The 19,907-nt window shown below is 70.3% G+C and carries 15 protein-coding genes; 10 read left to right on the plus strand and 5 right to left on the minus strand.

The genetic code is table 11. From position 1 onward, the window contains the following. Positions 1–54 precede the first annotated feature (54 nt). Both ACZ58N_RS19015 and ACZ58N_RS19020 read right to left on the minus strand, forming a co-directional pair. Positions 55–1,428, minus strand: a complete 1,374-nt coding sequence (locus tag ACZ58N_RS19015) for an FAD-dependent oxidoreductase (RefSeq protein ID WP_471160934.1) — start codon at positions 1,426–1,428, stop codon at positions 55–57. A gap of 107 nt (positions 1,429–1,535) precedes the next feature. After that, positions 1,536–2,483, minus strand: a complete 948-nt coding sequence (locus ACZ58N_RS19020) for a LysR family transcriptional regulator (protein WP_471160937.1) — start codon at positions 2,481–2,483, stop codon at positions 1,536–1,538. Positions 2,484–2,541: 58 nt separating this feature from the next. Here ACZ58N_RS19020 and ACZ58N_RS19025 point away from each other — a divergent pair, with 58 nt between their 5' ends. Both ACZ58N_RS19025 and ACZ58N_RS19030 read left to right on the plus strand, forming a co-directional pair. After that, positions 2,542–3,357, plus strand: a complete 816-nt coding sequence (locus ACZ58N_RS19025) for an NAD(P)-dependent oxidoreductase (protein WP_471160940.1) — start codon at positions 2,542–2,544, stop codon at positions 3,355–3,357. Positions 3,358–3,599: 242 nt separating this feature from the next. Next, a complete protein-coding gene (locus ACZ58N_RS19030; protein WP_471160943.1) occupies positions 3,600–4,370 on the plus strand; it encodes a hypothetical protein in 771 nt (256 codons plus the stop codon). Between the two features lie 214 nt (positions 4,371–4,584). Here the strand turns inward: ACZ58N_RS19030 and ACZ58N_RS19035 are convergent, their stop codons facing one another. Next, positions 4,585–5,358, minus strand: a complete 774-nt coding sequence (locus tag ACZ58N_RS19035) for a glycosyltransferase family 2 protein (RefSeq protein WP_471160946.1) — start codon at positions 5,356–5,358, stop codon at positions 4,585–4,587. Positions 5,359–5,575: 217 nt separating this feature from the next. Between ACZ58N_RS19035 and ACZ58N_RS19040 the strand changes: the two genes are divergently transcribed. Next, positions 5,576–6,169, plus strand: coding sequence for a nitroreductase family protein (locus tag ACZ58N_RS19040; RefSeq protein WP_471160948.1), 594 nt, complete (start codon positions 5,576–5,578; stop codon positions 6,167–6,169). 33 nt (positions 6,170–6,202) lie between these two features. Here the strand turns inward: ACZ58N_RS19040 and ACZ58N_RS19045 are convergent, their stop codons facing one another. Continuing rightward, positions 6,203–7,522 (minus strand): ROK family transcriptional regulator, encoded by a 1,320-nt coding sequence (locus ACZ58N_RS19045; protein ID WP_471160952.1) that lies wholly within the window; start codon positions 7,520–7,522, stop codon positions 6,203–6,205. A 183-nt stretch (positions 7,523–7,705) separates the two neighbouring features. On the opposite strand from ACZ58N_RS19045, the gene ACZ58N_RS19050 reads away from it, so the two are divergent. From ACZ58N_RS19050 to ACZ58N_RS19065, 4 genes are all read left to right on the plus strand, one after another. Further along, a complete protein-coding gene (locus ACZ58N_RS19050; RefSeq protein ID WP_471160955.1) occupies positions 7,706–9,022 on the plus strand; it encodes an ABC transporter substrate-binding protein in 1,317 nt (438 codons plus the stop codon). A gap of 19 nt (positions 9,023–9,041) precedes the next feature. Further along, a complete protein-coding gene (locus tag ACZ58N_RS19055; protein ID WP_471160958.1) occupies positions 9,042–10,037 on the plus strand; it encodes a carbohydrate ABC transporter permease in 996 nt (331 codons plus the stop codon). A 31-nt stretch (positions 10,038–10,068) separates the two neighbouring features. Beyond that, positions 10,069–10,908: a carbohydrate ABC transporter permease gene (locus ACZ58N_RS19060; protein ID WP_471161433.1), complete on the plus strand. Its 840-nt coding sequence runs from the start codon at positions 10,069–10,071 to the stop codon at positions 10,906–10,908. A 169-nt stretch (positions 10,909–11,077) separates the two neighbouring features. Continuing rightward, complete coding sequence (locus ACZ58N_RS19065) at positions 11,078–12,433, plus strand: GH1 family beta-glucosidase (protein ID WP_471160960.1); 1,356 nt, start codon at positions 11,078–11,080, stop codon at positions 12,431–12,433. 174 nt (positions 12,434–12,607) lie between these two features. On the opposite strand, the gene ACZ58N_RS19070 is transcribed toward ACZ58N_RS19065, so the two are convergent. Further along, on the minus strand, positions 12,608–13,627 hold the full coding sequence (locus ACZ58N_RS19070) for a LacI family DNA-binding transcriptional regulator (RefSeq protein ID WP_471160963.1): 1,020 nt from the start codon (positions 13,625–13,627) through the stop codon (positions 12,608–12,610). A 172-nt stretch (positions 13,628–13,799) separates the two neighbouring features. Between ACZ58N_RS19070 and ACZ58N_RS19075 the strand changes: the two genes are divergently transcribed. The 3 genes from ACZ58N_RS19075 (at position 13,800) to ACZ58N_RS19085 (ending at position 19,813) form a co-directional block, all read left to right on the plus strand. Continuing rightward, a complete protein-coding gene (locus ACZ58N_RS19075; protein ID WP_471160966.1) occupies positions 13,800–16,010 on the plus strand; it encodes a discoidin domain-containing protein in 2,211 nt (736 codons plus the stop codon). Between the two features lie 349 nt (positions 16,011–16,359). After that, the gene (locus ACZ58N_RS19080) at positions 16,360–18,537 is read left to right on the plus strand and encodes a discoidin domain-containing protein (protein ID WP_471160969.1); all 2,178 of its coding nucleotides are present in this window, start codon (positions 16,360–16,362) and stop codon (positions 18,535–18,537) included. A gap of 193 nt (positions 18,538–18,730) precedes the next feature. Further along, positions 18,731–19,813: a DUF1996 domain-containing protein gene (locus ACZ58N_RS19085; RefSeq protein WP_471160972.1), complete on the plus strand. Its 1,083-nt coding sequence runs from the start codon at positions 18,731–18,733 to the stop codon at positions 19,811–19,813. The last annotated feature ends 94 nt before the right edge of the window (positions 19,814–19,907 follow it).

Below are 19,907 nucleotides of genomic sequence, written 5' to 3' on the forward strand. Positions count from 1 at the left end.
GACCGCGGCCGTCCCCGGCCCGGTCGCTGTTGCGTCGTCGTTCCGGTGCCGCGTTCAGCTCGGTATGAGTGCGTTCCACTGATCACGTGTCGGACCGTCATGAGCTGGGGTGAAGTCCGGGCGGACGGCGAGCCATCGGGTGACGGCTCGGTCCACTTCGTCGGTGCCGTAGGCATCGCCGGCCGGTTCCAGCAGATGGCGCGCCCGTGCGCGGGCCCGCATGACGACGGGATCGTCGAAGGCACACGCGGCCAGGGCGGCGGCCCGTCGATCCGGGGGTGGCGCGCCCTCCCGGAGGCGTCGCTCATTGGCGCGATCGGCCGCCACCTGCGTGTCGAACAAGGGGCGGAGGTGCTGTGCTGTCCAGGCGTGGTAGCCGGCGGGGTCCGCGGCGATCCGTTCGACGTGGGCGGCGAGGTACTGGGCGGCGCGCAGGCCGAGGGCGACGCCATGGCCCGAGGTGGGGTTGGTGTGGATGAGGCTGTCACCGACGTTGACCAGGCCGGTGACGACAGGTCCGGCATCGTCGGAGAGGGAGGTCCAACGGTTGTCCAGGCCGGCCATCGCCAGGACGGCCGTCTGCGGTTCGGGGGCCAGGTCGAGCCAGGCGGCGGTGGCGGGGAAGAGGCGGGCGATCGCCTCGAACACGGCCGGGTCGGTGAGCGCGCCGCGGGTGGGATCGCTCGTGGGGAGCACCAGGTGCGCCGCGAAGACGTCGTTGTCGGAAGGGAAGACCCCGGCGAGGGCGAAGGGTGCCGCCGAGCCGGTCCTCACCCGTCCGGGGTCGCGTGGGCCGTCGGCGCGCAGGCGGTACCAGCGGCACAGGTAGGCGATCCCGGTGCGGTGGCTGTCGACGACGGGCGGGCGGCAGCCGGCGGCGGTCAGCCAGGCGGGGACCCGTGAGCGGCGGCCGGCCGCGTCGACGACGAGGTCCGCGTGCTGCGTCTCCTGGCCCACTCGCACCCCCGTGACCCGGGTGGGGCTGCCCTCGGCGAAGGTGAGGGCGTCCACCCGGCAGCCTTGCCGCATCTCGACCGAGGGTTCCCGCCTCACGGCGGCGCTCAGGGCGGCCTCCAGCACGATGCGGCGGGTACGCAGGGTCACCAGGTCCTCGTCGCCGGTCCGCTGCGGCGGATGCTCATCGAACCAGTCGAAGTCGTGGTACTCCCGGGCGCCGCGTGCAAGCAGGTCCGAGAAGACATCGGGGGTCTCGGCACGCAGCACGGTACGAACGGGCGCGAGGAACGAGTGGGGATGGTTGGCCTGTGGGACCCGGGGCCTGTTCCAGTGGAAGAAGTCCTCGTCCAAGTCGTCCCGGGCTTGACGTGCGGCCTGCTCGAACAGCGTGACCGCATGGCCTCGTCTGCCCAGCATGAGCGCTGTCCCCAGCCCGCTGATTCCCCCACCGACCACCGCAACCCGCGCCACCGCGTTCCCCCTCGCGTCGTGTTGCGGACGGAGCCTACAGGCGGACGATCTTCAGTTCGACATCGGAGCCGCCCGTTCGAGGGCCGGCTGCGGACACTCCGGCGCCGTCAGGAGTCGGTCTGCTCCCGCCCGGGCCGGCGTGCGGGGCCGACTCGGTGAGCGGTCAACTCGGCGGCCACGGTGCGCAGGAGCGTCAGGAAGGCTGTCGTGGCGGGAGCGGGAGCAGAACCGCGGGGGGTCGCCGCGTACACCGCGCGGCGCGGGGAGTCCTGTGCCCGCAGCGGGACCAGGACGATGTCGGAGCGGGCCGAGGAGGCCGCCAGCTCGGGTACCAGGGTGACGCCCAGGCCGGCCGCCACGAAGCCCTGCTTCGCGATCCAATCGGCGGCCAGAAATCCCATCCGGGGCTGGAAGTCCTCAGCCGGGACACCGGCCATCAAGGTTTCCTCGGGGCGAACGCTCGCCGCGATCCACTCCTCCCCCGCGAACTCGGCCATCCGGGCCGAGCGCCGCCCGGCCAGCGCGTGGCCGCGGTGGACCGCCACGTACATCCGCTCGTCCAGCAGGTGGTGCAGTGCGCACCCCTCCAACGGTCGGCCACAGGCCGTCCCGACCACGCCGAGATCCAGCTCCCCGGCTGCCAGGAGGGCCAGTTGCCGGGCGGATCCTCCCTCGGTACGGGTCACCCGCACGGCGGGGTGCCGCCTCCGGAACGCCGCGAGGGTCCGGGGCAGCAGGGCGGCGTCGGCCGTGGAGAACGAACCGATCCGCAGCCGGCCGCCGTCCAGGGCGCGCAGCGCGTCCAGCTCGGCGCGGGCGGTGCGGAGCCGCTCGTCGATGGCCTCGGCGTGCGGCAGCAGGGCCCGACCGGCTTCGGTGAGCCGGACCCCGCGCGGCAGCCGGTCGAAGAGTGGGGTGCCCCACTCCTCTTCGAGCGTCTGTATCTGACGGGACACCGCGGACTGGGTGTAGCCCAGGACCCCGGCCGCGGCGGTGAAGGATCCGTGGCTCGCCACGCTGCGGAAGACCTCGTAGAGGTCATGCGGTATCGGCATGGCTACCATGCTATTCATTCGCTTGTCGCATGACCGGGGTGGTCCTAGCGTCGATGCCATGGACACCACCACCGGCGACTCGCCGCACATCGCCTTCCTCGGCCTGGGGAGCATGGGCACCCCGATGGCCCGCCGACTGCTCGCCGCCGGCCATCGGCTGACCGTTTGGAACCGCTCCCCGGTCAAGGCCCGCGCGCTCGTCGACGCCGGCGCGGTCCCTGCCGCCACCCCCGCCGAGGCGGTCCGTGAGGCGGACGTCGTGGTCACGATGCTCGCCGACCCGGCGGCCCTGCGCGCAGTCGCCGAGGACCTGCTGCCAACCCTGCGGCCCGGCGTCCACTGGATCGACACCTCCACCGTCGGCCCGGAGGCCGTACGTGACTTGGCGGAGCGGTTGCCCTCCGGGGTCCTGTTCACCGACGCCCCGGTCATGGGCAGCGTGGACCGGGCCGCATCCGGCGAGCTGTGGGTGCTGGCCGGTGGCCCGTTGCCCGGACCGGTCCGGTCGGTCCTGGACACCCTCGGCGAGGTGACCGAGTGCGGTCCGGTGGGCTCCGGCGCCGCGCTCAAGCTGGTACTGATCAACGCGGCCATCGGCGGGGTCGCCCTGGTCACCGAAGTTCTCCGGCTCGGCGCCTCGTTGGGCCTGCCCGAGGAGTTGCTGCGCTCGGAGCTGGCCCGCGGTCCGCTGGCCGGTGCGGTGGCCCGGGCCTACGCCGAGGGCTCCCACTTCCCTGTGGCGCTGGCCGCCAAGGACGTGGCGCTGGCCCTCGACCACGCCGTACTGCCGGTCCTGGAAGCGGTACACACCTCCCTGGCCTCGCGCCCCGAACTCGCCGCCCGCGACCTGGCCGCCCTGCGTCCGGTCCGCTGACGTCGCTGATGGTGCCGACCGGGGTCGGTGCCGCGGCACCGAGACGCGCGGGTCAGCGCCTGCCGACTCCGGTGAGCCGGCGGGCCCGGATGGTGCGGTCCACCCACACGGATCGGCCCCCGTCGCGGGCTGCCCGGGTTGTGGCACACCCGCCCGCAAGAAGTGGGGGATGCAGGGCTACAGTGCGGGGCGGATCATGCTGATCCGTTCGTTCCGGGGGGATCCACATGTTCAGGCGTCGTATGTCTGCCGTTGCGGTGGCCGTCGGCTGCCTCGTCGTCTCCGGGTGCTCCGGTGTCCCGAGCACCGAAGGTGGCGGCTCACCGTCCACGGGGACGCGGGCATCCGGCGCCCCGTCCTCCTCGCAGGCGATGCCACCGTCCTCGCCCCCCGTTGCGGTGGCCCTCCCCACACCCGGGGCTGCGGGCGAGATTCCCGACACCGCCCGACTGCGTCAGCTGGCACTGCAGCCGGGCGAGATCCCCGGGGTGGCGGAGGGGGACCACGGAAGCACCGAACGGCACCCCGGCGAGCTGACGCCACTGTCACCGGCTGAGTTGTCCGCCCCTTGTACCGCCGTATGGGCCCTGTCGAGCCAGCGGGGCGCCCGGGCCGCCGTCACGCAGAGTTTCACCAACACGGAGCCGGGCTCACCGAACGTGAACTTCCTCGCGTCCCATGAGACGGCGGAGACGACGTTCGCCCAACTCCGCTCGGCGGTCGCGGGCTGCCCCACCATCCATGACAACGGCACTCTGACGACCCTGCGGTACGAGGAACTCGACGGTGCCGGCTTTCCCGAGGACACGATCCGCATCCGCTTGACCACCCTCGACGATGGTTCCACAGAGCCCGCCCACGTCATCGACCGCATCGTCACCCGGGTCGGATCGTGCATCTCCGACCTGTCCGGCGCGGGTCCGGAGCCGTACCCGCGTTTGTCCGAAGCGGCCTCCCTCCGGCAGATCGAGCGCCTCCGGGCCGCGCAGGGGCTCCGAGAGGGAAGCACGTGAGTCTTTGAGTTCCCTCGAACGTCCCAAGCGCCGACGAACCGATATCCGATCGGGCGCCGCCCGGCGCCGAGGACGCCCGGTGGGCGGCGCGGCGGCGCTCCGTGTTCGAGGCCATTACGCCGGCCCGCGCCACCGCCCGGTCGAGCCGAACGGCGGCGCGGTCCCTCGGCTTCATCCGGTCCCGGCTGGTCCGGGCAGGTCCTGAGGGGACGGCCTAGACGCGCGAGTTGCGCAGTGACTGCCGCACGGCGCCGGCCAGCGCGCGCGTCGCCCTCAGGACGGACAGTTGCTCGTGCTCGCGGTACAGCGACCAGTTGTACTTGACCAGGGACATCTTGTTGGAGGACAGCGATCCCGCCTGGTGGGCCCGGTACACGGCGAGCGGCTCGACGAGACCCCGGGCATCAGCGCCGTCCCGCATGATCGACAGCCACAGCGCGTAGTCCTGGCGCTTGCGCATCTCCGGCATCAGCCTGGTGCCCAGGACGTTGCGGTCGTACATGGCGGTGAGAGCGCCGATGTGGTCCTGGATCAGCATCGCGCGGTAGTCCACGTGCTCCCGCGCACGGATGACCCGACCGTTGGGGACCCAGTCGGTGCTCTCGCCGTCGTGGTCGGCGTCCATCTTGAAGTACGAGGTGAACGTCAGGGGTGCGGTGCCCTCCCTGGCGAAGGCGAGCTGCTTCTCGGTCTTCTCCGGGAGCCACATGTCGTCGCTGTCGAGGAAGGCGATGTAGTCGCCGCGGGCCCGCTCGATCGCGAGGTTGCGGGCCCGGCCGGCGCCGCCCTGCTCGGGTGCCGACCGGGGCAGGACCCGCTCGTCCTGCTCGGCGAACGCACGGAGCAGGTCCATGGAGTCATCGGTGGACCGGTCGTCGGTGACCAACAGTTCCAGATCGACGTGGGTCTGTGTGAGCACCGAACGGACGGCTGCGCCGAGGGTGGCGGCCGAGTTGTACACGGGCATCACGACAGACACCAGGGGCACGATGCTTCTCCTTGCGGGACCAGGAACGACGGTCCATTCAAGCACCGCGACCGAGGTGGAGTCGCCACGCAAGGGTAATTTGTCGCTTTTCAGGGCTTACGCACCGCGGGGTGTGGGATTCGAGGAGGACTCCGTTACATAGGGGAGGCCGAAGGCTCGGGCGCCGGTGAGGCCGGCGAAGCGGCGGCAGAACCCGGCGCGGGCCCGCCTGCGGGGAATGACCGCCCGCAGTGCCCGGTTGCAGCCGAACGTGTCCCTTCCGCATGAGCCGTCCAGCGGCATACACCCCCTGCTCGCAGAGCGCTTCAGTCCCTCGCGGTTCGACCCGTCGTCGGTCGTCGACGACCACACCCTCGACCTGCTCCTGGAAGCCGCGCGATGGGCACCCTCGGCCGGCAACTCCCAGCCCTGGGGGTTCTTCACCGGCAGGCCCACCGAGCGCGCGCACGAACGGCTGGTCCCCCATCTGGCGCCGAGCTCGGCCCGCTGGGCCCTGGATGCCGCCCTCCTCGTCGTCGCACTGACGCGCCGCCACGTCGACGGCACCCAACTGCCCTACTCCGAGTTCGCGGACTACGACCTCGGCCAGGCCATCGCCCACATGACCGTCCAGGCCCAGGCGATGGAACTGGCCGCACACCAATTCCGCGCCTTCGACCTCGAAGGACTCACCAAGGAACTGGCCCCGAACCCCGGATGGGCGATCGTCTGCATGGTCGCGATCGGCAAAGCCGCCGACGAACGCCCCGAGCGACGAACCCGGCACGCCATCGCCCACCTGCGCTCCGCGCCCTGGTCGCCGGAGGCGTGAGCCGGGTGCTCCGGGTCGGGGATCGGGCAGGGTTCAGTGGGCCGCTCGTTCCTGCAATGTGGTGCGCCAGGCCGGGAGGGGCTCCTCGCGTTCGGGTTCCGTGCGGTGGCCGCCGCGGGCGAAGAAGTCGGCGAGCGGCAGGATTCCCGCGCCGACGGTGACGGCGTCGGGGCCGAACGTGCCGAGGTCGATGCGGACGTTGGCCGCCGGATGGGACAGGGCGTAGGACGTGGCGTAGGACCGTACGGAGTCCAGGAAGCGAGTGCCGAGCTGGAGTCCGGCCCAGCCGCCGACGAGGATGCGTTCGGGCTGGAACAGGTTGATCAGGTCGGCGAATCCCGCGCCCAGGTACTCGGCGGTCTCCTCCAGGACGGCCAGGGCCGTCATGTCGGCCTGCGGGGTGGAGCCGTCGGCGCCCATGGAGGGGTACGCGGCGGCGAGCATGGCGGTCAGGGCGGTCTCCTCGTCCGCGCCGGCCGGGGGGCGGCCACCGGCCTCGGCCCAGCGTTCCAGGAGCGCTTCGGCTCCCGCGTACGCCTCCAGGCAGCCCTGGGCGCCGCAGCGGCAGCGGCGCCCGCGGACGCGCACCGTCAGGTGGCCCCACTCGATGGCACGGCCGGTGCGGGTGTCGTCGCTGACCACGCAGGCGCCGACGCCCGAACCGAAGAGCACGACGACGGCGTTGCTCGCCCCGCGCCCGGCGCCGAACCACATTTCGGCCTGGCCGAGGGTCTTGGCCCCGTTGTCGACGTAGTACGGGACGGTTTCGGGCAGCAGGTGGGAGTCGCGCAGCATGCGCTCCAGGTGAACCGCGTCCCATCCGATGGTCTGGCCGTGGACGACGGCGCCGTCGTCGGTCCTGGCCACGATGCCGGGAACGCCGATGCCGACGCCGAGCAGCCGCTCGGGGGCGATGCCGGCCGCGCGCAGGACCTCGGCGATGCCTTCGCGCAGGTGCTGCACGACGACGGCGACGTCGTAACGGTCGATGCGGCGGGGTCCCGCCGCCTCCAGGGGCCGCTCCACGCGTGCGAGTTCGGTCAGGGTCAGGTCGAAGAGCTCGACCCGGACACGGGTCTCCCCCACGTCCACGCCGATCATGTAACCGCTGTCCGGGCTGACGCGGAGCAGGGTCCGGGGGCGTCCGCCCGCGGACTCGACGCTCCCGGCCTCCTCGACCAGGCCGTCGCCGACCAGCTCCGCGACGACGTTGCTGATCGATCCGGAACTCAGCCCGGTGGCGGGTCCCAACGAGAACCGGCTCAGGGGGCCGTCGAAGTACAACTGTTCCAGTACGGCGGTCCGGTTCTCCCGCCGCAGGTCACGCACTGTTCGGCCGCTACGCACTCGCACTCTGCCCCCTGACTCCGATGCCCATGACTGCAAGATACCTGCGTGAACGCTCTTGACGAGTCCTTCGCTTGAGGTTTAACTCACATCCTAAATTAAGCCATGCGGTTTTGGGGGCGCGCCGCGGAACGTCCGCTCCCGGTCCGCAGCAGGCATCCCGTCCCTTCCTGAAAGGCCCATGGAGCCATGCGCAGAATCAGAGTCGCAGCGGTCGGCGCCATCACCCTCTCCCTCGCCCTCGGGGCCGTCGGCTGCGGTGGCGGTTCCACCGGCGGGAGCGGGTCCAACGAGCAGCCGAAGACGCTGACCTACTGGGCCTCCAACCAGGGTTCGAGCATCGAGGTCGACAAGCAGGTCCTCCAGCCGGAGCTCGACAAGTTCGAGAAGCTGACGGGCATCAAGGTCAAGCTGGAGGTCGTGCCGTGGGGTGACCTCCTCACCCGCATCCTGACCGCGACCACCTCCGGTCAGGGCCCCGACGTCCTCAACATCGGCAACACCTGGAGCGCCTCGCTGCAAGCGAGCGGTGCGCTGCTCCCGTGGGACGCGAAGAACTTCGAGAAGATCGGCGGCAAGGACAGGTTCGTGGAGTCGGCCCTGGGCTCCACCGGGGCCCAGGGCCAGGACCCGGCGGCCGTCCCGCTGTACTCCATGGCCTACGCGCTCTACTACAACAAGAAGGCGTTCGCCGACGCGGGCGTCGCCCAGCCGCCGACCACCTGGGACGAGTTGGTGGCCACGGGCAAGCAGCTGACCAAGGACGGCAAGGCCGGGTTCGGTGTCGAGGGCTCCAACCTGTCCAACAACATCCACCAGGTCTACGTCCTGGGCAAGCAGCACGGCGCGGACTTCTTCACCGCGGACGGCAAGGCCGACTTCGCCTCCGACGGCGCGGTCAAGGCCGTCAAGCAGTACGTGGACCTGATGGCCGACGCGCAGATCGTCGCCAAGGGCAACGCCGAGTACGCGCAGAACCAGTCGTTGAGCGACTTCGCCAAGGGCAGGACCGCCATGCTGCTGTGGCAGACCGCGTCGGCCACCTTCGCCGCACAGGGCATGAAGGAGGACGAGTGGGGCGTCGTCCCCGCGCCCGTGCAGTCCGGCGCACCGGGGACGGGTACGTCCACCAACTCGATGGTCGCCGGCATCAACATGGCCGTCTTCAAGAACACCAAGAACATCGACGGCGCGACGAAGTTCGTCGACTTCATGACCGGCGACGAGGAGCAGAAGATCCTCAACAAGGCCTACGGCTCCATCCCGCCGGTCAAGTCCGCGCAGACGGACCCCGCGTTCAACACCCCGGCCTTGGCGGTCCTGCGCGACACCCTCACCAAGAGCGCCTCCGCCCTTCCGCAGGTCCCCGAGGAATCGCAGTTCGAGACCGTGGTGGGCACCGCGGTCAAGGAGCTGTTCGCCGACGCGGCGGCCGGCCGGCCGGTGACGACGGGGTCGGTGAAGGCCAAGCTGGAGAAGGCCCAGCAGCAGATGTCCACGAAGTAGGTTGGGTACGGGATATCCGATGACCACCACCGCACCCCCCGAAGCGGGCAGGCGGACGGTACGGAAGGACACCCCCGGGGCGGCGCCCCGCACGCGCCGCCCCGGGTGGCTCCGCCGCATCTCCCTGCCGTACCTGCTGCTGCTCCCCGCTCTGGTTCTTGAGCTCCTGGTCCACCTGATCCCGATGCTGATCGGTATCGCCGCCAGTTTCCGGGAACTCACGCAGTTCCATCTCCGCAACTGGTCCGGCGCGCCCTGGGCGGGCCTGGACAACTACTCCCTGACCGTCGACTTCGACGCACCGGTCGGCCGGGCACTGCTCGGTTCGTTCCTCACCACGTGCCTGTTCACCCTCTTCTCGGTGGGGCTGTGCTGGCTGATCGGCGCGGCGGCCGCGATCTTCATGCAGGAGACGTTCAAGGGCCGGGGCGTCCTGCGCACCATCTTCCTGGTGCCGTACGCGCTGCCCGTCTACGCCGCCGTGATCACCTGGGCCTTCATGTTCCAGCGCGACAACGGCATGGTCAACCACGTCATCCACGACCAGCTCGGACTCACCGACAGCCCACCGTTCTGGCTCATCGGCGACAACGCCTTCGTCACCCTGCTCGTCGTCTCCGTCTGGAAGGGCTGGCCCTTCGCCTTCCTCATCATGATGGCCGGCCTGCAGAACATCCCGCGCGAGATCTACGAGGCTGCGGCCCTGGACGGGGCGGGCGTCTGGCAGCAGATCCGCCGCATCACGCTCCCGTCACTGCGCCCGGTCAACCAGGTCCTGGTCCTGGTGCTGTTCCTGTGGACGTTCAACGACTTCAACACGCCGTTCGTCCTCTTCGGCAAGTCGGCGCCGGCCTCGGCCGACCTGATCTCCCTCCACATCTACCAGTCCTCGTTCCAGACCTGGAACTTCGGCACCGGCTCGGCGATGTCCGTCCTGCTGCTGCTGTTCCTGCTCCTGGTGACGAGCCTGTACCTGCTGTTCACCTCCCGAGGAAGGAGCGCCTCCGATGCCTGACCACACCCGGGCAGTGCGGCCCCGGTCGCCCATGGCACCGCCCAGGTCGTTCCTCGTGAGCCGACTGGTGTTCCTGACGCTGCTCACCGGGTTCGTCCTGCTGCCCGTGTACGTCATGATCTCCAGTTCCCTCAAGCCGCTCCAGGACGTCTCGGGGAAGTTCCAGTGGATCCCCTCGAACCTCACGATCGGGCCATACTTCGACATCTGGAAGACGGTCCCCCTGGGCGACTACTTCGTGAACTCGCTGATCGTGGCCGGCTCCGCGACCGTGTTCTCGGTCGTCATCGCGATCTTCGCGGCCTACGCCGTCAGCCGCTACTCCTTCCGGGGCAAGCGGGTCTTCACCGTCACGGTGCTGTCGACGCAGATGTTCCCCGGCATCCTCTTCCTGCTGCCGCTGTTCCTCATCTACGTCAACCTCGGCGATGTCACCGGGATCGCGCTGTTCGGTTCGCGGTTCGGACTGATCCTGACGTACATGACGTTCTCGCTGCCGTTCTCGATCTGGATGCTGATCGGGTACTTCGACTCGGTCCCCCGGGACCTCGACGAGGCCGCCAAGGTCGACGGGTGCGGTCCGCTCGGCGCCCTCTTCCGCGTCATCGTGCCCGCCGCGATCCCGGGCATCGTCGCCGTCGCCGTCTACGCCTTCATGACCGCCTGGGGGGAAGTGCTCTTCGCCTCGGTCATGACCAACGACGAGACCCGCACCCTCGCGGTGGGCCTGCAGGGCTACTCGACGCTGAACGACGTGTACTGGAACCAGATCATGGCAGCCTCGCTCGTCGTGAGCCTGCCGGTGGTCGGTGGCTTCCTCCTCCTCCAGCGCTACCTCGTCACCGGACTGACCGCCGGCGCCGTCAAATAGCCCTCCGAACAGCCCTTCCCGCCCTCGTCCGGCGCCGTCCCGTCGGCGGACCGACCGACGGCGCCTCCGGGCAGCCCTCGTCAACTCTCCTCCATCGCCGCCCCGGCTCCGGGCTGACCGCCGGCGCCGTCGCGCGGCCCTGCTCACACGTCTCTCCGAAAGGTCTGCTGTGTCGGATTCCATTGACCTCGGCGCCTTCCCTCAGGACTTCACCTGGGGCACGGCCACTTCCGCCTATCAAATAGAGGGAGCCGTCAAGGAGGACGGCCGCGGACCGTCCATCTGGGACACGTTCTCCCACACCCCCGGCAAGGTCGACAACGGTGACACCGGGGACGAGGCCTGCGACCACTACCACCGCTGGCCGCAGGACATCGCCCTCATGAAGGAGCTCGGCACCGACGCCTACCGCATGTCGATCGCCTGGCCCCGCATCGTTCCCGACGGCTCCGGACCGGTCAACGCCCGTGGTCTCGACTTCTACGACAAGGTGATCGACGGGCTCCTGGAAGCCGGCATCACCCCCTCGGTGACCCTCTACCACTGGGACCTCCCCCAGGCCCTCCAGGACCGCGGCGGCTGGACCGTCCGCGAGACCGCCGAACACCTCGCCACCTACACGACCGTGGTCGCGGAGCGCCTCGGCGACCGCGTCACCCAGTGGGCCACCCTCAACGAACCGCTCTGCTCCGGCTGGATCGGCCACCTGGAAGGCCGCATGGCCCCTGGCCTGACCGACCTGACCGCCGCCGTCCGCGCCTCCTACCACCTGTTGCTCGGCCATGGCCTGTCCACCCAGGCCCTGCGCGCGGCGGCACCCGGCGCGCGGATCGGCCTCGTCACCAACCACTCCACGGTGGTACCCGCCACGGACCGCCCCAAGGACCTCGCCGCGGCCGTCCGCATGGACGGACACACCAACCGCTGGTGGCTCGACCCCGTCCACGGCCGCGGATTCCCCGCCGACATGCGAGAGCTGTACGGCGTGGAACTGCCCGAGCACGCCGGCGACCTGGAGACCATTGCCTCGCCCCTCGACTGGCACGGCCTCAACTACTACTTCCCCGCGACCGTCACCGACGACCCGGACGGCCCGGTTCCCTTCGCCCGCGAGGTCCGTCTCCCGGACGTGCCGCGCACCGGCCTGGACTGGCAGATCGACGCCAACGGCCTCGAATCCCTGCTGCTGCGCCTCACCGACGACTACGGGGTGCGCAAGCTCTACGTCACCGAGAACGGCTCCGCGTTCCCCGACACCGTCGGCCCCGACGGCGCGGTGGACGACCCGGAGCGCACCGCCTACCTCGAACAGCACCTGGCAGCCTGTGCCCGCGCCGTCCGCCGGGGTGCTCCGTTGGCCGGTTACTACGCCTGGTCCCTGCTCGACAACTTCGAGTGGGCCTACGGCTACGACAAGCGCTTCGGTCTCGTCCACGTCGACTACGGGACCCAGAAGCGCACCGTGAAGACCAGCGGCCGCCGCTACGCCGACATCGTCCGCGCGCACCGCGGGCTCCACGCGTAGGTCCGGCGAACGGGCCCGCACCCCGGCCGGTTTCGCACCCGGCGGGCACGGGCGCCCGCCCCACACGCCGGACGCCCGGCCGGGATCCCCGGCCGGGCGTCCGGCCCACCCGCGCGCGGCGGCCCCGGCCGCCTGCTCGGTCGCGCCACATCGGCTGCTTCGTCGGGAAGCGGGTCAGGCCGAGTCGCGTACGACCAACTCCGGCTCGAAGATGACCGAGGCGGGTTCCGTGCGCGCGCCGCCGACGTGTTCCGCCAGGAGGCGTGCCATCTCCGCGGCCATCTTCTCCACGGGCTGACGGATCGTCGTCAACGCGGGCCGGCAGGTCTCGGCCACGCTGGAATCGTCGAAGCCGACGACGGCGACGTCCTCGGGCACCCGTTTGCCCTGTTCGCGCAGGACCTGGCAAGCGCCCTGGGCCATCAGGTCGTTCGCGGCGAACACGCCGTCCACGTCCGGATGCTCGACCAGCAGCCCGGCCATGGCCGCCGCGCCGCTGTCCACCGTGAAGGTTCCCTCGGCGACCGGAACCTCCCCGATGCCCGCCGAGGCCAGGGCTGCCAGGAATCCGTCGAGCCTGTCCTTGGCCGCCGGGATCGATTGGGGAGCGGAGATCGTCGCGATCCGCCGGCATCCGCGGGCCAGGAGGTGTTCGGCGGCCAGCCGGGCGCCGTCGGCATGGGCCAGGTCGACGTAGCTCACCGCCTGCTCGGGGTCCGGACGGGCGAAGAGCACCACGGGGATCCGTGCGGCGAGGAGCATCGCGGGCAGCGGATCGCCGGATTGGATCGATACGACCAGGGCGCCGTCCACGGTGCCCTGGCTCAGATAGTCCACCGCCTGTTCCCTGGCCACCTCGGACTCGGCGACCAGGATGACCGGGTGCATCGCGTGCGCCCGCAGGTGGCCCACGACTCCACTGACCACCCGCCCGAAGAACGGGTCTGCGAACACGCGCGCGGCAAAGGTGTCCCCGGCACCGGAGATGATCAGCGCGACCGTTTCGGTCCGCCGGGTGACCAGGGACCGAGCCGCCCGGTTCGGCCTGTACCCCGTCTGCTCGACCGCGATCCGGACGAGTTCCTGGATGTCCGGGTCCACATTGCGGACCCCGTTGACCACCCGCGACACCGTCGCCCGGGACACCCCCGCCTTGCGTGCCACGTCTTCCAGCGTCGGCCCCCGATTGCTCATAGCCCGAACCCTACGCGCTGCTCCCCACGCGCTCCGGGGGAAGCCCACCCACTCCCACCTCCCTACTTAATGAAAGGCAAAAGAAAAGCGGTCGGCAGCCTTGACCGGTCCATCGCGTTACGGGCAAGGTCTGGAGAGCGCTCTCCCATTTCAGGTTCGTTAAGGAGCACCCATGCCAACTGGCATACCCATCGACGTGTTGCCCCGGAGGCGACGGCGTCCTCCGTCCACCCGGCGGGGGATCGCGGGGGCCGTCACGACCGCCCTCTTCGGCAGCCTCCTCGCGATGGCACCGTCCTCACCGGCCGCTTCCGCCGAGACGCCGCCGCTCTCCCAGGGCAGGACGGTGACGGCCTCCAGCCAGGAGCACTACGGCACTCCCGCGGCCGGCGCCGTCGACGGCGACAACGGATCACGCTGGTCCAGTGCCGCCTCCGACGCCCAGTGGCTCCAGGTCGACCTCGGCGCCGCGGCCGAGCTGAGCAAGGTCGTCCTGCAATGGGAGGCCGCGTACGCGAAGGCCTACCGGATCGAACTGTCGACGAACGGCACCGACTGGTCCACGGCCTACTCCACGGCCACCGGCTCCGGCGGCACCGAAACCGTGAACATCACCGGAACCGCCCGCTACGTCCGCATGCAGGGCGTCACCAGGGCCACCGGCTACGGATACTCGCTCTGGGAGTTCAAGGTGTTCGGAGCCACGGGCGGCGACGACGGCGGCCCGACCCTGCCGGGCGGCGGCGACCTCGGACCCAACGTGCACGTCATCGACCCCGCGACGCCCGGTATCCAGGACAAGCTGGACCAGGTCTTCCGCGAGCAGGAGTCGGCCCAGTTCGGCAGCGGCCGGCACGCCTTCCTGTTCAAGCCGGGCACCTACAACAACATCAACGCGCAGATCGGCTTCTACACCCAGATCGCCGGCCTCGGGCTGAACCCGGACGACACCACCTTCAACGGTGACGTGACCGTGGACGCCGGCTGGTTCGGCGGCAACGCCACCCAGAACTTCTGGCGCGCGGCGGAGAACTTCGCCGTCAAGCCGGTCAGCGGAACGAACCGTTGGGCGGTGTCCCAGGCGGCTTCCTTCCGCCGGATGCACGTGAAGGGCGACCTCAACCTCGCCCCCGCCGGATACGGATGGGCCAGCGGCGGCTACATCGCCGACAGCAAGGTCGACGGCACGGTCGGCCCGTACTCGCAGCAGCAGTGGTACACCCGCGACAGCACGATCGGCGGCTGGACCAACAGCGTGTGGAACATGACCTTCTCGGGCGTCGAGGGCGCTCCCGCCAACGCGTTCCCCGAGCCCCGCTACACCACCCTCGACACCACCCCCGTCTCACGCGAGAAGCCCTTCCTCTACTTGGACGGCGACGAGTACAAGGTCTTCGCGCCGGCCAAGCGCACCAACGCCCGCGGCACCACCTGGGCGGGCGGTGCGCCGCAGGGCGAATCCGTCCCGCTGAGCAAGTTCTACGTGGTCAAGCCCGGAGCCACGGCCGCGACCATCAACCGCGCGCTCGCCCAGGGCCTGCACCTGCTGTTCACGCCCGGCATCCACCACGTCGACCGGACCATCAATGTCGACCGGCCCGGCACGATCGTGCTGGGGCTGGGCCTGGCCACCATCATCCCGGACAACGGGGTGACGGCCATGAAGGTCGCCGACGTGGACGGGGTCAGGCTCGCCGGTTTCCTCATCGACGCCGGACCGGTCAACTCGCCGACCCTCCTGGAAATCGGCCCGGCCGGCGCCTCCGCCGACCACGCAGCGAACCCGACGACCGTCCAGGACGTATACATCCGCGTCGGTGGGGCGGGCGCCGGCAAGGCGACCACCAGCATGGTCGTCAACAGTGACGACACCATCGTCGACCACACCTGGGTGTGGCGTGCCGACCACGGCGAGGGCGTCGGCTGGGAGACCAACCGCGCCGACTACGGGGTCCGGGTGAACGGTGACGACGTCCTGGCCACGGGCCTGTTCGTCGAGCACTTCAACAAGTACGACGTGGAGTGGTTCGGCGAACGCGGCAGGACGATCTTCTACCAGAACGAGAAGGCGTACGACGCCCCGAACCAGGCCGCGATCCAGAACGGCGCCACCAAGGGCTACGCGGCCTACCGGGTCGACGATTCGGTGACCACCCACGAGGCCTGGGGCCTGGGCAGCTACTGCAACTACAACGTCGACCCGAGCATCCGCCAGGACCACGGGTTCAAGGCCCCCGTCACACCGGGCGTCAAGTTCCACAGCCTCCTGACGGTGTCGCTCGGCGGCAACGGCCACTACGAGCACGTCATCAACGGGACCGGGGCGTCGACGGTCCCGGCCGGCACCTCGACGGTCCCCTCCTCGGTGGTCTCGTACCCCTGAGCCGTCCGGCCTCCCCCACCGGTTCCGGCGCCCCACCGGAACCGGACCACACTCCCCGGGCCCGGTTTCCGCCCTGCCGCCGCGGCCCGGGGGCTCCACCGCTCGAACGGTCCCGCCGACCCGACGGGGCCGCGCCCGACTCCCCCGGGCCGGGTGAACCGACTTCCGCACCCCGGCCCGGGGGCTCCGAACACCCATCGACCAGCCCGCCCTTTCGCGTCCGTCCGGAGCAGGGCCCGGGCATCGGGCGCGGCCGTGCCCGTCGCAACGGAGAGCGCCGTCCCACGGGCGGGACTCCCCCGACGGGAGACCTGGTCGGTCCTCACCGCCATTGACTCCAGGAGCCGTGATGTTCCCCCCTCCCACCACGGGAAGCACGCTGCGCAGCAAGCGCGGCGTCGCCGCCCTCGCCACACTGGGCGCGCTCTTCGCGTCCTCCCTGACGCTCGTCTCGCCTCCCGCCGCGGTCGCTGCCGAGACCCTGCTCTCCCAGGGGAAGCCGGCCACGGCCTCCTCCCAGGAGGGCGAGGGCTATTCCGCGGCCGCCGCCTTTGACGGAAACCTCACCGGCACCCGATGGGCCAGTCAGTGGCGCGACGCCGAATGGATCCAGGTCGACCTCGGCGCGAGCCGCGACCTCAGCCGTGTCGTCCTCAGCTGGGAGGGCGCTTTCGGCAAGAACTACGAGATCCAGGTCTCGGACGACGGTACGAACTGGCGCACCGCCGGGTCCGTCACCGGCGGCGACGGCGGCACCGACGAGATCTCCGTCTCCGGCAGGGGCCGTTACGTGCGGATGAACGGCCTGGTCCGCTCCGGCGGTTACGGCTACTCCCTGTGGGAGTTCCAGGTGTACGGCTCGGCCCAGGTGGATCCTCCGGGCCCCGGGGGCGCGGTGCGCGTGGCCGGCTCCCAGGGCAACTGGGGGCTGACCGTCGGCGGGCAGCCGTACACGGTCAAGGGCCTCACCTGGGGGCCGTCCTTCGCCGACGCCCCGAAGTACATGCCCGACGTGAAGTCCATGGGCGTCAACACCATCCGCACGTGGGGCACGGACGCGTCGAGCAAGCCGCTGCTCGACACGGCCGCGGCGAACGGCGTGCGGGTGATCAACGGGTTCTGGCTGCAACCGGGCGGCGGCCCCGGCTCGGGCGGCTGCGTCAACTACGTCACCGACGCCGGTTACAAGAGCACCATGCTGACCGAGTTCGCGAAGTGGGTGGACACCTACAAGTCGCACCCGGCCACGCTCATGTGGAACGTCGGCAACGAATCCGTCCTCGGCCTGCAGAACTGCTACAGCGGCAGCGAACTGGAGGCGCAGCGCAACGCGTACACCACGTTCGTCAACGACGTGGCCAAGAAGATACACAGCATCGACCCGGACCATCCGGTCACCTCGACCGACGCCTGGACCGGCGCGTGGCCGTACTACAAGCGCAACGCCCCCGACCTCGACCTGTACTCGATGAACTCGTACGGCGACATCTGCGGGGTGAGGCAGGACTGGGTGGACGGCGGCTACGACAAGCCGTACATCATCACCGAGACGGGCCCGGCCGGCGAGTGGGAGGTCCCGAACGACGCGAACGGCATCCCCGACCAGAAGACCGACGTCCAGAAGGCCGAGGGCTACACCCAGGCCTGGAACTGCATCACCGCTCACCAGGGCGTGGCCCTGGGCGCCACGATGTTCCACTACGGCATCGAGCACGACTTCGGCGGGATCTGGTTCAACCTGCTGCCCGACGGCCTCAGGACGTTGGCGTACTACGCGGTGAAGAAGGCCTACACCGGGTCGACCGCGGGCGACAACACACCGCCGGTCATCAGCGACATGGTCGTCGACCAGGCCTCGCGGGCCCCGGCCGGCGGTGAGTTCACCGTCCGCGCCGACATCAGGGACCCGCAGAACGACCCCCTGACGTACAAGATCTTCCTGAGCGGCAACTACGCGAACGGCGACAAGCGTCTGGTCGAGGCCCGGTGGCGCGCGACGGGCAACGGGACCTTCGCGGTGACCGCTCCCGAGAAGCTCGGCGTGTGGAAGGTGTACGTCCAGGCCGAGGACGGACGTGGCAACGCGGGCATCGAGACCAAGTCCGTCAAGGTCGTCGCTCCGCCGGTCACCGGCACCAACGTCGCCCTGAACAAGCCCACCACCGCGTCCTCCTCACAAGCCGGCTACGGTGACTGCCCGTGCCCGGCGGGCAACGCCACCGACGGCAACACCGGCACCCGGTGGGCCAGCGACTGGAGCGACCCGCAGTGGATCAAGGTCGATCTCGGTGCCCCCACGGCGATCCGCAAGCTCCAACTGGTCTGGGATCCCGCCTACGCCAAGTCCTACGAGGTTCAGGTGTCCGACGACGGCACCACGTGGCGCACGGTCCACACCACCACGACGGGCAACGGTGACGTCGACACGGTCGACGTGGCGACCACGGCCCGCCACGTGCGGTTGTACCTGACCGCACGCGGCACCGGGTGGGGCTACTCGCTCCACGAGTTCGGCATCTACGGCTGACCCGAGCCCTCGGGACGGCCCGACCGGCCGTCCCTTCCGCGGCGGACGTCCGTCGCGGCGCCGACTTCGGCCGCACCCGACGGCCGGACCGTGGGTGGCGGGAGCGAGCCACCTCCCGCCACCCACGCACGCACGACAGCACCGGAACACGACAGCACGACACCAACCTCCACCTCTCCGTCAGGAGATCTTCATGAGACTGACCTCCAAACGGCTCTCCGGGGTCCTCCTCGGCACCGCGCTCGTCGCCGGTGCCCTGGGCATCGGCACGATCGCCAACGCGGGGGACCCGGGTGGTGCCTCTCCCCCGGCGGTCGGCGTCCACAGCGGGCATTCCATGGCCGCGTCCACCCAGGCGTCGGGCGACGACCCCGACGGGGACGGCTACATCCCGGCCGTGCCCCAGGTCACCGGTGTCACCCCGTCCACGGACACCCCGCCCCCGGCCTATCACCACGAGTTCCAGGCCGGCTGCGCCGTCACCCACACGGCACCGGACGACCCGATCGTCTACCCGGGCCAGTTCGGCAAGTCCCACGACCACACGTTCATGGGCAACACCTCCACCAACGCCGCGAGCACCACCGGCTCGCTCCACGGCGGGAACACGACGTGCAAGGCGCCCGCGGATGCCTCGGCGTACTGGATGCCCTCGCTGTACAAGGGCGACCAGAAGATCCTGCCCGTCGGCCCGCAGGTCATCTACTACAAGGCGGGCGTGACCGACTACCGGAGCGTGCGGCCCTTCCCCAAGGGTCTGCGCTACGTCGTCGGCAATCCGCTGCAGAGCGCGCAGGAGTTCCGCGGCCACAAGGGTTTCGTCGAGGGCTGGGAATGCGGTGACAGCTTCTTCAACACCGACATCCCGGCGAGCTGCCCGAGCCGACCCGACGTGCAGCTCAACCTGCGCATGCAGGCCCCCAGTTGCTGGAACGGCCTGTACCTCGACACACCCGACCACAAGAGCCACATGGCCTACCCGGTCGTCAAGCCCGGCACCAACGACAACATGTGCCCGGCCTCCCACCCCGTCGCCCTGCCGATGATCGAGTTCAAGATGGCGTGGCCGGTGAACGGCGACATGTCGCAGGTCCGGCTGGCCAGCGGTCGCGGCTACTCCTTCCACTACGACTTCTTCAACGCGTGGGAGGAGCGCACCCTCAAGGCCCTGGTCGACCACTGCATCGTCGGCGGCCTGCAGTGCGACACCCGCGGCTTCGACCTGTACCGGCCCGAACGCGGCACCGTGTTGAACGCCGACCACCGTCTGCCCTGAGTCCGGGGGTACGGCGCAGGGCCCGGTCGCCTCGTCCCGTACGCGGGGCGACCGGGCCTTCCCGCGTGCGCCGGTGTCGGCCGGCCGAGGGGGC

Source organism: Streptomyces sp. NPDC040432 (genome assembly GCF_055595445.1).

Bases quoted from the DNA above. Each gene is read 5' to 3' on its own strand.
- ACZ58N_RS19075 (WP_471160966.1), top strand. From the start codon at position 13,800: ATGCCAACTGGCATACCCATCGACGTGTTGCCCCGGAGGCGACGGCGT.
- ACZ58N_RS19025 (WP_471160940.1), top strand. From the start codon at position 2,542: ATGGACACCACCACCGGCGACTCGCCGCACATCGCCTTCCTCGGCCTG.
- ACZ58N_RS19085 (WP_471160972.1), top strand. From the start codon at position 18,731: ATGAGACTGACCTCCAAACGGCTCTCCGGGGTCCTCCTCGGCACCGCG.
- ACZ58N_RS19080 (WP_471160969.1), top strand. From the start codon at position 16,360: ATGTTCCCCCCTCCCACCACGGGAAGCACGCTGCGCAGCAAGCGCGGC.
- ACZ58N_RS19050 (WP_471160955.1), top strand. From the start codon at position 7,706: ATGCGCAGAATCAGAGTCGCAGCGGTCGGCGCCATCACCCTCTCCCTC.
- ACZ58N_RS19040 (WP_471160948.1), top strand. From the start codon at position 5,576: ATGACCGCCCGCAGTGCCCGGTTGCAGCCGAACGTGTCCCTTCCGCAT.
- ACZ58N_RS19020 (WP_471160937.1), bottom strand. From the start codon at position 2,483: ATGCCGATACCGCATGACCTCTACGAGGTCTTCCGCAGCGTGGCGAGC.
- ACZ58N_RS19060 (WP_471161433.1), top strand. From the start codon at position 10,069: ATGGCACCGCCCAGGTCGTTCCTCGTGAGCCGACTGGTGTTCCTGACG.
- ACZ58N_RS19070 (WP_471160963.1), bottom strand. From the start codon at position 13,627: ATGAGCAATCGGGGGCCGACGCTGGAAGACGTGGCACGCAAGGCGGGG.
- ACZ58N_RS19055 (WP_471160958.1), top strand. From the start codon at position 9,042: ATGACCACCACCGCACCCCCCGAAGCGGGCAGGCGGACGGTACGGAAG.
- ACZ58N_RS19030 (WP_471160943.1), top strand. From the start codon at position 3,600: ATGTCTGCCGTTGCGGTGGCCGTCGGCTGCCTCGTCGTCTCCGGGTGC.